Annotated in this window: 10 protein-coding genes; 5 read left to right on the forward strand and 5 right to left on the reverse strand. The window is 44.5% G+C overall.

Features of this window, described 5'->3' with window-relative positions:
- The first annotated feature begins 4 nt into the window (after positions 1-4).
- Complete coding sequence (locus tag M1K58_RS19475) at positions 5-1,579, forward strand: response regulator (protein ID WP_256760542.1); 1,575 nt, start codon at positions 5-7, stop codon at positions 1,577-1,579.
- A 16-nt stretch (positions 1,580-1,595) separates the two neighbouring features.
- Positions 1,596-3,371 (forward strand): sensor histidine kinase, encoded by a 1,776-nt coding sequence (locus M1K58_RS19480; RefSeq protein WP_256760543.1) that lies wholly within the window; start codon positions 1,596-1,598, stop codon positions 3,369-3,371.
- A gap of 15 nt (positions 3,372-3,386) precedes the next feature.
- On the opposite strand, the gene M1K58_RS19485 is transcribed toward M1K58_RS19480, so the two are convergent.
- Positions 3,387-4,598, reverse strand: coding sequence for an MFS transporter (locus M1K58_RS19485; protein ID WP_256760544.1), 1,212 nt, complete (start codon positions 4,596-4,598; stop codon positions 3,387-3,389).
- 142 nt (positions 4,599-4,740) lie between these two features.
- Here M1K58_RS19485 and M1K58_RS19490 point away from each other — a divergent pair, with 142 nt between their 5' ends.
- Positions 4,741-6,201 (forward strand): aminotransferase-like domain-containing protein, encoded by a 1,461-nt coding sequence (locus tag M1K58_RS19490; protein ID WP_256760545.1) that lies wholly within the window; start codon positions 4,741-4,743, stop codon positions 6,199-6,201.
- Between the two features lie 199 nt (positions 6,202-6,400).
- The gene (locus tag M1K58_RS19495) at positions 6,401-7,714 is read left to right on the forward strand and encodes a DUF5050 domain-containing protein (protein ID WP_256760546.1); all 1,314 of its coding nucleotides are present in this window, start codon (positions 6,401-6,403) and stop codon (positions 7,712-7,714) included.
- Between the two features lie 112 nt (positions 7,715-7,826).
- Here M1K58_RS19495 and M1K58_RS19500 read toward each other — a convergent pair whose 3' ends face one another.
- The gene (locus tag M1K58_RS19500; RefSeq protein WP_256760547.1) at positions 7,827-10,139 is read right to left on the reverse strand and encodes an esterase-like activity of phytase family protein; all 2,313 of its coding nucleotides are present in this window, start codon (positions 10,137-10,139) and stop codon (positions 7,827-7,829) included.
- A 433-nt stretch (positions 10,140-10,572) separates the two neighbouring features.
- Between M1K58_RS19500 and M1K58_RS19505 the strand changes: the two genes are divergently transcribed.
- Positions 10,573-10,800, forward strand: a complete 228-nt coding sequence (locus tag M1K58_RS19505) for a hypothetical protein (protein WP_256760548.1) — start codon at positions 10,573-10,575, stop codon at positions 10,798-10,800.
- A gap of 2 nt (positions 10,801-10,802) precedes the next feature.
- Here M1K58_RS19505 and M1K58_RS19510 read toward each other — a convergent pair whose 3' ends face one another.
- From M1K58_RS19510 to M1K58_RS19520, 3 genes are read right to left on the reverse strand one after another with little or no spacing between them, the layout of a single operon-like run.
- A complete protein-coding gene (locus tag M1K58_RS19510) occupies positions 10,803-11,477 on the reverse strand; it encodes a TetR/AcrR family transcriptional regulator (RefSeq protein WP_256760549.1) in 675 nt (224 codons plus the stop codon).
- Between the two features lie 45 nt (positions 11,478-11,522).
- On the reverse strand, positions 11,523-12,563 hold the full coding sequence (locus M1K58_RS19515; protein ID WP_256760550.1) for an ABC transporter permease: 1,041 nt from the start codon (positions 12,561-12,563) through the stop codon (positions 11,523-11,525).
- Entirely contained in the window at positions 12,560-13,291 is a 732-nt protein-coding gene (locus M1K58_RS19520; RefSeq protein WP_256760551.1) for an ABC transporter ATP-binding protein, read from the reverse strand. The genes M1K58_RS19515 and M1K58_RS19520 overlap by 4 nt, the downstream gene beginning before the upstream one ends.
- Between the last annotated feature and the right edge of the window lie 173 nt (positions 13,292-13,464).

The raw sequence follows: 13,464 nt of genomic DNA on the forward strand, positions 1-13,464 counted from the left end.
CGAGATGTATAAGGTCTTACTAGTAGATGATGAAGAGCTGGATTTGGAAGGAATGCGACAGTTTATACCTTGGTCAGAGCTAGGTATGGAGGTTGTGGGAGCAGTTAATAATGCACTATCCGCTCGTGAGGTCATGGAGCAGTATCCGATTGATATCTTAGTAAGCGATGTCAATATGCCTTATATGTCCGGGCTGGAGCTTGCTCGAATAGCGTTAGAACAAGGTTCCCATATTCGCATTATTTTCGTCAGTGGATATCAAGAGTTTAGCTACGTGCAGCAAGCATTGTCATTACAAGCGTATAACTATGTGTTGAAGCCTATGGATGATAGTGAGCTTGTTACTACCTTGCTGAAGGTAAAGCAGGACCTGGATGGGATGAGGAAGCAGCGAGAAGTAGAGGAAGCTTATCGGCAAATGATCCCGATAGCGAAGGGAAACCTGCTCACTCGTTTATTCGAGGGCGAAATGAATAACGAGGAGTCATGGTCGAGAATTCTAGCGCCCCACGATCTTGATAAGCTGGATTGGCCTATACGTGTAGCCGTTATAGAAATAGACAAAGTTGATTTAAGAAAAGTAAAGAGTCCTGAAGCACAACAAGAAATGTCTCGTATTTTCCTACAGCACATGAATGAATCCATTAAAGCCTATGGTAATATTCCTTATTGCAAGATAAATGCTGAGCGGATTGCTCTTCTTCTAGAAGAGAAGGACGTTGATCCATGCATGGAGAAGCTATACGATTCTATGCAGCTTCAATTAAAGGCATCGGTTACAACGGGTTTAGGGGAACCGGTATTTTCTCTTACGGAGCTGCATTCCTCCTATCAGCAGGCGATTGAAGCGGTTGAAGGCAAAATGTTTCTAGGCAAAGGGACTGTGATCAAGTACGAGAAGGTCCGGATGGAACCCGAAATGCTTGATGCGCGTACGCTTGTCACTAGAATGGATGCTTTACATAAAGCAATGACTGAGTATGACCTTGTCGGGATATATGATGAATTAGAAAATCTATTCCAGTCGGTAACGAGCTTACGTTCCAAATTTACGGTTCATAATTTATCCAACTATATCATTTGGAAGCTTGAGCAATACTTAAGCTCGATTAATGAGGATTTTTTTGAATTACTGGATATGGAGCTTCAAAATTTCGATATTTTACTTCAGTTCGATACGATTAACGATATTCGTTCTTGGCTTGTGCATCGTGTGTTCGAGATATCGGAGCGACTACATGAGAAGTCCAATACTTTAAATAACAAATTTATTCGAAGTGTGATGAAGACTATTAAGGAAAGAATGAGCGAGAACATTACATTGAAGGATATCTCTGAGCATTTTTCATTTTCACCTAGTTATATGGGGTTTCTTATTAAGGAAAAGTCTGGCCATACCTTCAATGAATTGCTTGTACAATTTCGCATGGAACGAGCCTGTGAGCTGCTGAAAGAGCCGGGAATGAAAATTTATGAGGTTGCAGACCAAGTCGGATATCGCTATTTGCCTTATTTCAGTAAGCAGTTTAAGGAAAAAATCGGGTTAACACCCCTAGATTATCGTAAGAAGGTGCAGTAGCGGAGGGCAGCTAGTTATGACAGGGATTCAGAAATATATAAAAAGACCCGGATATATTCCGATTGGATATAAATTAATGCTGAGCTACATGATCTTTATTGTGATTCTTGTTTCGGTTAACGGTTATGTATCTAATTCCATGTATAATACTTCAATACGTAAGCAGACAAAGCAGAATATTCAAGGCACTATGCTGCAAATCAGAGATAATGTGTCCTATAAGACGAATGATATTACTCGCATTTCCTCCTTGTTATATGATGACTATAGTCTTGTTCAGAGCTTGCGGGTTCAAATGAAAGGGATGGATAACTTTAACCGCATGACCCAGGTTATTGTTCCGAAACTAGAAGGTGCTTCACGATCGATAGGCTTCAGTCAACATCTGACCGTATATCTTCATAATGAATCGGTGAATGAGATTTATCAGTCGGGCGACGAATTAAGTAATAGTGGAACAGATGTGCTGCCCTATGATATTTATTATTTGAGCCGAATTAAAGATAGAGCCTGGTACAATCAAATTCCTAAAGAAGAATATGGTGAAACGATGCAATGGAAGCAGGTCGAGCAGGATGCTGAGACCCGTAGTATTTCATTAATTAGGCGCATCGTAGATACGAATAATCCGTTTAAGCTCAAAGAGCTTGGCGTTATGAGATTTAGTGTCCGTTTTACTGAATTGTTTGAAAGCGTAGATTACACGAAACTAGGTGACGGCACAAGGCTTATGGTGAAGGACAAAGCGGGGGAAATCATTTATACCTCCGGTAAGCTCTTCAACGATGTAAGTGACAAATCTCATTCGGAAGACAACTACATCACAATATCCGAGACGATGGATAAACAAGAATGGACAATTGTGGCACAGGTCCCCATGACCATTATGGAACATGAAGCGAAGAAGGTCCGGACATTTATTGTGATTATGTGCGTGCTGTGTTTCGTTTTGTTTACGTTTGCGGGCATCTTCATATCCCGTTATTTTGCTATTCGGATTATGAAGTTTGTGTCTGTGCTGAATGCATTTCGTGAGGGGGATTTGCACAAAAGAATCGCTTATAGAGGTAAGGATGAATTTTCACAAATTGCGACTGCTCTTAATGGGATGGGAGAGGACGTCGAGGCACTGATCAATAAAGTATATTTAACACAGCTACAGAAGAAAGAAGCAGAGCTTGAAATGCTGCAGCTGCAAATAAATCCACACTTTCTGTATAATACGTTATCTTCGATTAATCGATTAGCTAAGTTCGGAGAAAATGAGAAGCTACAGAAAATGGTGGTCCAGCTCGCCAAGTTTTATCGACTAACGTTGAATTCCGGGCGCACTTTGATTCCGATATCATCGGAAATCGATCAATCCAATGCATATCTGGGAATCCAGAAGGTTAAGTATGGCCATCGCTTGGAAGTGACGTTTGATATTGATGTGAATATTTGGCCCTACGAAACGATTAAGCTTATTTTGCAGCCATTTATTGAGAATGTCCTTAAGCACGCTTGGAGTGGCGACCGTATTCATATTCGAATCGTTGCGCGTAAGGTAGGGGAAGACATTTTGTATCGCATTATTGATGATGGAATGGGGATGAAGCAGACAAGGGTCCAGGAAATACTGAAGCCGACGAGCGATAGTGAAACGGGTTATGGGATTCGGAATATCGATCAACGAATCAAGCTGCAATATGGTACGCAGTATGGAGTTGAGATATTTAGCAGATTTGGAGTCGGGACAGTGGTGCAGCTCCGAATCCCAGCCAGGAAGCGTAAGGTTTTTCTGCAACGTTAGATCGGTAGTATTCGATTAAGCCGCTTCCGATGAATAATTAACGACTTGCTTGCGACTAACAATGAAGTAACCCATAGTCACGATCAAACTGAGAACAAGGTTTAAGATAATGATTGCTTGATAATTATGTGCGTAGTCAAAGTTTAATCCTGCGCAAATAGCAGCAATGGCACCACCCAATTGGTGAATCAGTAATAAGAATCCCGTCTGCAGGCCGATCTTCCTTTTCCCTGTGCCTAACGTTTCACCGGCCACTAATATTCCCCCTTGGACTGCACCTACATAGGATGCGCCGAAGAGAAGCGAAAACATGATGGGGCTCACAGGAAATTGGGTAATGAGAAAAGTGAAAGCAACCGTGCGTAGTAGATATAGTAGGGCTAGTGCCTTTGTTCGTGAGGTGCGGTCCAGCATGAAGGAGAAGGTGATCCCCCCAAACACCTCAAGTAGCCCAAGCAAGCTGAGTGCGGATGAGATCATCGTTGTTGAAACCTCATTGTGCTGATGAATGGCGACTAGATTCATCTCCACTGTGCCCATGCTAATTCCACAAGTTAGGATGGCCATAACCACTACAAACAAGGTGGGATGGCGGAAATAATCTAATAAGCTTCCTTTCATCAGGGATGAGGGGCTAGAGGTTACTTTGTCCTCAGTTTCATCATGATTCCTCTTAATGAACACGAACACAAATGGAATAAATAAAATACTGGGTAGCAATAGAATCTTATAAACTTGAATCCAATTGAGTTCACTTATTGAGTTCAAAATAGGAGTCAAGAATGCCAACCCAAGTGATCCTGCGCTTCCGAGAATGGCAAGTGCTTTAGCTCTATGATTTCGAAACCAATTCGCAATCAACACATAGCTTGTAGACGCTCCAAGTCCTGCAATACCAGCCAGAAGTCCATTTCCAACAAAGTAACCGAGCTGATTTTGGATGGAAACAACAATGACTAATGAGAGTACATTGCATAGACTGACGAGTAGCATCACCTTTTTATATCCAATACGATCTACAAGATAGCCTCCAATCGGTGCGCAGATAGCTCCCACAATCGTGGCTGTTGACCACGTGAATCCAATAAAGTCTCTACCCACCCCTAGGCTTGCTGTAATATCCGTCTGATAAAAAGCTGTGACGAATCTACCTAATGAGCCTACAAAACCAAAAAACCATAAAAAAAGCAGTAAAAACCAAGCGTATTTTTGCTCTTTGAGTAGCATTGCAGATCGTCCCCCTTGCTTCATTCAGAATGATGCTAGAGAAATTGTATACCCATTATCTACAATCTTCCTCAGCCAATTGGCGGAAAGTTTGACCAGCCAATTGATAAGCATAATATAATGGAGCGAAGGAGGGGTGAGCGTGGATTGGAAACCGCAGTCTGGCAGTAATGTCTCTATCTATAAGCAGATCTATTATTATTACGAGGATCAAATTCGGAACGGAGCGTTAGTCCCAGGTGCACAATTGCCCACAGAGCGTCAGCTTGCCCAACGGTTGTCTGTGAATCGGAGTACCGTATCCACTGCCTATGAAGAGTTGCGTGCGACGGGGTTAATCAATTCCTTGCAAGGTAGCGGTACACGGGTGAGTGAGCATATGTGGGAAACGAGTCCGAAAGTGCCGAATTGGGAGCGATATACGCGAAGAACATATGATCCTGGTGCAAGCCTAATGGCAACAATATTGAACTCATTTTCAAATCCAGGAATGATCAATATGACGAAAGGCGAGCTGTCACCGGACCTCATGCCGATGGAGCTGCTTCGTGGCTTATCGAAGGATATGGACTTCAAGCCATTTAGCTATCACACTGACCTCAGAGGAGATTGGGATTTACGCAAAGCCTTATCGGAATTTCTGCTATCAACTCAACAGATTAGAACAGAACCAGCAAATGTATTAATCACTTCGGGAGTTAAGCATTCCTTATCGCTAATTGCTCGAACTCTTCTAAGGCCAGGAGAAGCAATCGCTGTAGAAGGGCCATCATATCTATACGCGATGCAGGTGTTTACCGAAGCAGGCCTTAGGATGATCAAGCTTCCTGTAGATGAGAATGGCCTTATTCCAGAGAAGCTGCCCGATCTGTATCATAAATATCGTGTTCGCATGGTCGTGACGAATCCAAGCTTTCAGAATCCAACTGGAACGAGTCTGACCCTGTCCCGCAGAAAAAAGTTAATTGAGATTTGTGAGCAGTTAGCAATCCCTCTTGTCGAAGACGATCCTTATGGTTTGCTCCAGCTTGATGATTCAAAGGAAATATTGCCATCGCTAAGGTCTATGAGTGGAGGAGAAAGGTTCGTCATTTATTTGGGGACATTATCGAAAATAGCGAGCCCAGGAATGCGGACAGGGTGGATTGTCGCCCCAAGCTCGGTGATTAGTCGATTAGTCGAAGCGAAATACCTTATGGGTTATAGTACGAGTCATCTTGGGGAGCGTTTAGCGAATCAATTGCTATGCAGCCCTAAACTTAGAGATCATCTGTCGGGTGTTCGCCATACCTTGCGGTTGAGAAGAGAGTGCATATTAGTAGCAATTAAGAGGGAGCTAGAGCCCTATGCTGATCTGTTTGCTCGACAAGCGCCGGCTGGCGGCTTCTATGTATGGCTTAAGCTCAAGCGGCAAGTTCCGGATAAAGTACTAATAGAACATGCGATCAGAGAAGGGGTAATCTTCTATCCAGGAAGCATTTATGGAGAGGGTAGTGGATATATCAGGCTTACCTATGCGTCAATTGCGGAGAAGGACATTGAGGAAGGCGTTCGAAGGATTAGGAATGTGCTTAAACAATTGTTGGGAATCTCCGACCTTTAAAATCGGCTGGAAATAGTCACTTATTTTGAGTCTTCAGAATCAAAAAATATGTCATTTATATGACGAAAGGGTTGGGAAATACTCCTGAAAATAGTTCGAAGGTCGTTTTTTGATTAGATATCATAATGGTAAAATAACCCTGCTTGGTTTCAAAATATTGGAATCATATCAATTATTGAACTGGAAAAGGGGATTATTCGTGAATTATGCTTCTATGTCTTTGAAACGATCAATCGTATCATTACTGCTCTTTACACTCCTTTTAACCGGAGTAGGCGTGGGAGGTGTCCATGCGGAAGAAGCAGCGGCCCAGGCGGAGGATGCTGCTCTTGTCTACTATGTTTCCGATGGAGACTTGTACAGAGTGAAAACAGATGGCAGCCCAGCGCAAAAGCTTCGTGAAAACTTCGATGGGGTTGAGCTTAAGCCTGCTGGGGATTTTATGTATTATATGTACGATGAAACTTCAACAACGCTGCTACGGTTATCTTTGACGGATAACAAAGCGAAGGCATCTGCCTTTGGCGGAGATAAGAGAGTCGTTAGCTTTGAAACCTATGGAGACTTTATTTATTTCATGGATGACACGGGGAAAATTTATCGTGCTGCATCTGCAGTTGCTAAGTCATCCGAAGTGACGCAAATCGCGGACATGGCAGACCCTGACTATCCTGCTTTCACCGTAGTGGATGGACGCATCTATTATAATGCGCTACGTAACGGTCGGACCACTTGGGTAGCCTCGAAGGCTGTAGATGGATCTGGAACGGTACAATGGGTTGCTGCCGGTGCAGTTGAAAGCTCCTATTATGTACGTTCGGACAGCGCAAATATTTATATGATGGTAAACATCAAGCCTACGGAGAAGAACTATTCAGTCGATTGCATGGTGCTCTACACGATTGCTAAGAAAGGCAATAAAGCGACAGCAGCTAACTTGAAGGCTCCGTTGGATGCGAATGCAGTCTTATCCGGTTCATGGGCAGGCAACGATTCCTATCTATATAATAAAGGCATCACGCTAGGCTCGGATGACAACTTCAACTATAGCAAGGGAAAAGGCTACCTACTTAAGAAAGACGGTAAAACCTTTGAACTAAGTAAGACGGGAATTTACGAAATTGCAAGTCTGGATGCTAATAAATTTGCATACGTAGATGCCAAGGACAAGGCTTCGGTTATTACGATAGCTAATAATAAAGTAACTAGCACCAAGGCGCTTTCCTTATCTAATGTAGGCTATGTTCGCAATATGATGAAGAACGGTAAAGTACAATCGACTGTTCTGTTCGCAGAGAGTGGCGCATTTGTACTGAATGCCAACCTGTCTCTGAAGAAAATGGTTGGAGTAGAGTGGGACCTTTGTCAGTATGAAGACGATATTGATGGAATCTTCTACGTGAATGCGGGTGATAATGGACGTCTGTACCGTATGACTGTAGATGGGAAAACGACAACTAAGCTGACGGATGAGAAGGTTTCTAGAATCGTTCTCATTACTAAAGCGAAATAATAGCAGCAGGGACACATCGGAAGCAGCAGATAGCGTAAAGCCCGGCAGACAAGAGGTCATCTCTTGCAGCCGGGCTTTGTTTGCATCAATGAAATGCAGTTGTTTTAATTTTTTACTTGTTGATATCTTTCAAGCTAGCTACAGCGTAGAGGCCTGAGAAGTGAACTCCGCCATCATTATCGACAGCAGCCCACACTTTACCGTTAGGAGTAACCGTGAGGCCTTCAAGCTTCTCGAACGGTGCGATCGTTGATTTAAGATCCAACACTTTTGTTTTTTTAACGACTGAACCCGCAATCGTAGAGGCTTCCGTCGTTTGACCGCTGAAAGGCTTAACATCCTTTAAGGTAAACGTATATACCGCTTTAAGCTTCGCGGCTCCGCCGATCAATTTGTCTCGCTCGATGACGGCGTACTTATCTTTGCCGAGGTTGACGATTTCGGATAATCCGATCCAATCGCTCTTCGTGTCTGTCTTCTCTAGAGGATACAGGAAGAAATCCCAAGCGCTTGTTTGCAAGTCATAGCGAGCGATGCGGGTATAGTTTACTCCGTCAACTTTGGCATCCTTCGCGTATTCGCGTTGAATCGGAGCTACGAGATAACGTCCATCAGAAGAAATTGTTACACCTTCAAAGCCATTATTACGAATAACTCCACCCTCTGCAGAATCAATATCTGCTGGCAGGGAAACTTTGCGGAGAACGTTACCTTTGCTATCAACCTGAATGAGTTGGTTAGCCATGTAATCTTTATCCTTGAATAATGCATTGCCCTCACTAGCTAACCAGAAGCCGGGTTGCTTGCCTTTGGCGATCGAGGTGTCCACGACGATGCCTTCCATGTCGATGTTAGCGAGCTTGCCATTTTCTTTAATTGCAACATGATGGGTTAGCTTTGCTTCGCCACCCTTCAGATCAAGCTTATAGATATAAGGCTCCATCGCTACATCCGGAACGGCATAGAGAATGTTGCTATTGTTAGCATCTGCAGCTAAACCGGATATTGCTGACCAGGATACACCTGGTTTAGCAACGATTGTTGGATGGTTCGCTGGAGCTTGATATTGGCCGGCAATCCCTTCGAAAATCGTAATTGTACCTGATGTTTCATCTGAGGTGAGGAATACGTTCTTCTGTGGAAGAGCGAGCAGTCCCTCAGGTCGAATGCCAGTAGGCAGAAGCTGTACGAGAGCGGGTGCCGCTGACTTCGTGATATCATACACGGCTACGAACGAGCCGCGCTCCGAGCCTACGAAGGCAAACTCTTTTTTACCGAAAATAGCCGTTTCCACACCTTCTACTTCAATTCCCTTTGCTTCCGAACGGGAATCCGCATAGTAGCCATATTCAGCTGCTTTCTGCTCAAGCGCACCTTTGTCTGTCCAGAGCAGCTTGCCAGCCGGACTCCATACGCTCCAGCCACGACCACCTGTGTAATCTAACTCACCTTCATCCGCCGTATACAGCGTTGTTCCAGCGGCATTCCATGCGATGGCATCAGACATTCTTGCTCCAGCATGCTCTTCCTTGCTCACATCTTCAGGATAAGAGCCAGTGAAAGCAATTTTTCCATCCTCAGTCAGATCGGCCTTTTGCTTAACGGGCTTGCCGGAGGAGAATAGGCTTGTGATTTTAGAGGTTTGAAGGTCAATAACTGCTACACCGTTGTTCTCTTGAAGCGTAACCGCCGCTTTACCATTACGAATGTCTACGAATTCCGGCTGTGGATCTTCCGGATAGAGAAGACCTTTGGCTTTCATTTGAGTAGCATTGAATTTAACGTCAGTGATCTTTGATTTACTAATATCGGATGTATTAATGCTCACGATTTGAACATATCCTGGTCCGCTGAGGTCCCCGTCCAAGCCGGGCTTCTCTTCATCTGTTCTTACCCCTTTATCATCCACGTACAAAGGCTCGTTCTCAATCGCGATAACAGCCGTATATTGACCTTTAAGTGTTGTGATCGCTATGGAATCGGGGTGATTACCGATGGCTAGCTCGCCTTTGATTTTCAATGTCTTCGTATCTATGGCAATCAGCTTGCCTGGTTTAATCTCAGGGACTTCTCCAACCTCACGCTTTGATGCGATGACGACTGCTAAAGCGGTCTTTCCATCCGGTGTGACCGTAACGCTAGTGGGTTCGCCTCCAACTTCAATCGCGCTAAGATGTTTAGGCTTAGCGGGGTTGGTCAGATCCACGACTCCAATGCTACCAAGCCCTGCGCTAGTATAGAATAATCGGTTACCATCTGGGGTTGCAGAAACAATCTCAGCAATTCCTCCACCAGGAACGACGAAGGTGGTAAGAGGGCGGAACGAGCCAACTTGTTTGGTCTTGGTGGCTGCAAAGCTACCTGTTGCGAATACGGTTGAAGCAATAAGCGAGACAGATAGAGCCGTGACGAGTTGTTTTCTCATGAATGTTCATTCCTCCAGGAATAGAATAATAATCTTAGTATCCGATATGAATATTAATAGGGTGTAAACAAACAAGACTAGTTATGTAAAGTGGGGGGATTTAGATGAATTAAGCTATAATCTGTCGGAGAAAATAAAAAAAGCACTGTCAGGGAGACAATAGCTTCGTCGTTTCTTGCTATGCGCAAATCCATAGGGCAGGCTTATTTGTTCTCATCGGACTCATCGAACGGTACTCGATCTTCTTCATAATACACGGTAACCTACACCTCCTTGTATTCCTAAGGATATAGAAGTAGGTTTATCCGGATGTATGATTTATGTAAAATCCACGTTAAACATTAGCAAATTATCGTTTTGTGTTAAACTATAAGGATTCAAGGGTGATTAGCAGATTAGCGACAACCCGGAAATAAATATACGGAGCTGTGACATGAGCAAAAATAAGGTTTGGAACAGAGGAAAACACAATGGACGGGGCTTACCCCCGCGTAAAGATAAAGAATTAAATCCTGTCTTACAGAGTACAGTGAGCGAGCAGCCGGTAGTCATAGACTCAACGCTTAACAGTGCCCCAACCCCGGCAAATACGGTGAAACGGATGAATAGAGATAATTGGGTCCAACGCGTCACTCCGACTAAACGACAAGATAAGAAGTAACCTTAGTCCTTCCTCCCTGCAATTCCATGCATGAGAATGTCTATGGTGCGATCTATTTCCTCTTCTTCATTGAAGGAGGAATCCGGGTTTAAGAACATATGGAACGTGATCATACCCAGGAGCATGCTAGCGGCAGAACGGTTAATGCGCCAAGGTGGGGCTTCAATAATTTGCCCTTGCTCCTGAAAATGCTTGATGACCCGTTCGAAACGTTGGACGACAACGTTTGTTAACAAGCTTTTTACCTGTTCCATGAGCTCCGGTTGAAAGGATACTTCGTGGAACAGGATTTTGATAAGCTTAAGGTTTTGGCGAACGAACTCCATTCTATCCCGGGCAACCGCTCGGTAGAAATCCTCGACCTTGTTATAGGGAAGATCTAGCACTTTGGCAAAATCGCGTAAAAGGAACGGGGCGACCATCTTGATCGCGATTGGTCCGGCTATGGATAGCAATAAATCCTTCTTCGTCTTATAGTGGCGGAAAATGGTGCCTTCCGCGACGCCTGCTTTTTGAGCGATTTCACTTGTAGATGTGGCTGCAAAGCCCTTCTCAGAGAAGATTTCGATCGCAGCCTCCAAAATTTTAGCTTGCTTATCGGTTTTCTTCTGGTCGTCCTCTCCGCTTAGGCGTATAAGATCCTCTAACCATTGTTCCTTCTGATCCAACTCCGACATTTGAGCATGTTCCCTTCTGTAGACATTTGGACAAAAGCAAGATGACTATATTTTTCGATGCTTACGCAACGCGAGTACGTTGGCTGCCATGAAGATGAGGGACAAGCCTAGTAAAACGTAAACATCAATCGCGATGGAGCCCCAGCCTTCCCCTCGGATCATCACGTTGCGAAGAGCGTCAGCGCCATATTTCAGTGGTGTGATATGGACAAGCCAGCGAAGCCAAGGAGAAATACTCTCGATGTTGAACAAGCCAGAGAAGAACACCTGCGGCACAATAACAATCGGAATGAACTGAATCATCTGGAATTCTGAGTTGGCGAAGGTGGATAGGAAGGTTCCGAAGCTGAGTGCGGTAAGGGACAATAAGAGCATGATCAGGAGTACATACCAGAAGGAGCCTACCATCAAGCTTCCCAATACCCCGATTGTATACCCCGCGATCAGAACCGCCTGCAAGCCAGTGAAAATACCGAAGCCCACCATGTATCCAACAACAATTTCCCAGCGACGTAACGGAGTGGCTAAAAGACGCTCCAGCGTTCCACTTGTACGCTCCTTTAAGAAGGAAACGCCAGCAATTAGGAATACGAAGAAGAAGGCAAATAAACCGATGAATACAGGGCCGAAGTTGTCGAAGGAAGACATATCAGCTGCACCATATAAATAGTCAAAAACGGGAGCGGGAGGTTGAGCAGCCTGACTTAGCGCAGGAGCTTGCTCTTGCATAATCTTCTGGACCAACATCATGACAGAGCGATTCCTGGCAGGGTCACTGCCTTCAAGCTTTACATGGGGAGTCGTCCCATCAAGCTGAATTATCGCATCTATTTCTTGATTAGCGAGAGCGGCTTCTGCTTCATCAACTGTGTCGTAGGTGGATACGATGGCGCCATTCGTGCTTAGACTTTGTGAAATGGCACTCGGAAGCTGCAGCGTGCCGAGCTTCGGTTGATAAGTGTCGCCATTAAATACTAGGTACATAAGGGACAAGACGATAATCGGCGCTACGATTAATAATGCAATGGATCTCTTGTCGCGAATGAATTGACGAATAATCCGGATGATCAGGGCTTGAATTCTCATGCGCGGACACCTCCGTAGTACAGGAATGCTCCTTCGATCGTAGCGCTACCGGTATCCTCTTTCAGTGCATCCGGAGTTCCGACGGCAATTAGGCTTCCCTCGCGCACCATGCCGAGACGGTGGCATTTGTCAGCTTCATCCATGACGTGAGTCGTGATGACGATCGTCGTTCCGTTGGCACTCAGATGATCAAATTCATCCCAAATTGATTTACGAAGTACGGGATCCATACCAACGGTGGGTTCATCAAGAATAAGCACTTCCGGTTCGTGAAGGAGTGCAATAGCGAGAGATAAGCGTCGCTTCATCCCACCTGAGAAATGGCCGACGGTGCGCTTAAGGTGACTTGTTAAGTTGACGAGCTCCATAACCTCATGTATTCTTTTTTTCAGCTTTTCCCGACGAAGGCCGAAGAGGGAGCCGAAAAACTCCAGGTTTTCTTTAGCGGATAACTCCATATATAAGGCATCCGATTGAGCCATGTAGCCGATGTGCTTCATCATCTCAAGCTTCGGCATCTGGGTGCCCATGACTTCGATTCTCCCGCTGGTCGCTTCATCAATGCCTGCTATCATTTTGACTAGCGTCGTCTTACCGGAGCCTGAGGGTCCAAGCAATCCGAAAATCTCATTGTTGTAGACATTAAGACTAACGCCATGGATAACCTCATTGCTCTTGAATGTGCGGTAAACATCATGAATCTGGATACAGGCTTCTGGTCCGGACATGGAGGTCGTTCACTCCCTCGATAAATAATGAGTGATTACTCACTTTGCTCATTTTTTATTATAAAACTTGGGAATTATTGCTGTCAATACTGTCATTCCCGTAGTATGATCAGTTAATAAAATATAAATCTCTTATTCTGATTTTATAGGAGAAACCTTTGCCCCTAATCTTG

The organism is Cohnella sp. WQ 127256 (assembly GCF_024519285.1).
Lineage (GTDB): Bacteria > Bacillota > Bacilli > Paenibacillales > Paenibacillaceae > Cohnella.

What these genes read in the sequence shown, in the direction of transcription:
- M1K58_RS19485 (WP_256760544.1), bottom strand. Translation starts at nt 4,598, where the DNA reads ATGCTACTCAAAGAGCAAAAATACGCTTGGTTTTTACTGCTTTTTTTA.
- M1K58_RS19510 (WP_256760549.1), bottom strand. Translation starts at nt 11,477, where the DNA reads ATGTCGGAGTTGGATCAGAAGGAACAATGGTTAGAGGATCTTATACGC.
- M1K58_RS19480 (WP_256760543.1), top strand. Translation starts at nt 1,596, where the DNA reads ATGACAGGGATTCAGAAATATATAAAAAGACCCGGATATATTCCGATT.
- M1K58_RS19505 (WP_256760548.1), top strand. Translation starts at nt 10,573, where the DNA reads ATGAGCAAAAATAAGGTTTGGAACAGAGGAAAACACAATGGACGGGGC.
- M1K58_RS19475 (WP_256760542.1), top strand. Translation starts at nt 5, where the DNA reads ATGTATAAGGTCTTACTAGTAGATGATGAAGAGCTGGATTTGGAAGGA.
- M1K58_RS19520 (WP_256760551.1), bottom strand. Translation starts at nt 13,291, where the DNA reads ATGTCCGGACCAGAAGCCTGTATCCAGATTCATGATGTTTACCGCACA.
- M1K58_RS19515 (WP_256760550.1), bottom strand. Translation starts at nt 12,563, where the DNA reads ATGAGAATTCAAGCCCTGATCATCCGGATTATTCGTCAATTCATTCGC.
- M1K58_RS19500 (WP_256760547.1), bottom strand. Translation starts at nt 10,139, where the DNA reads ATGAGAAAACAACTCGTCACGGCTCTATCTGTCTCGCTTATTGCTTCA.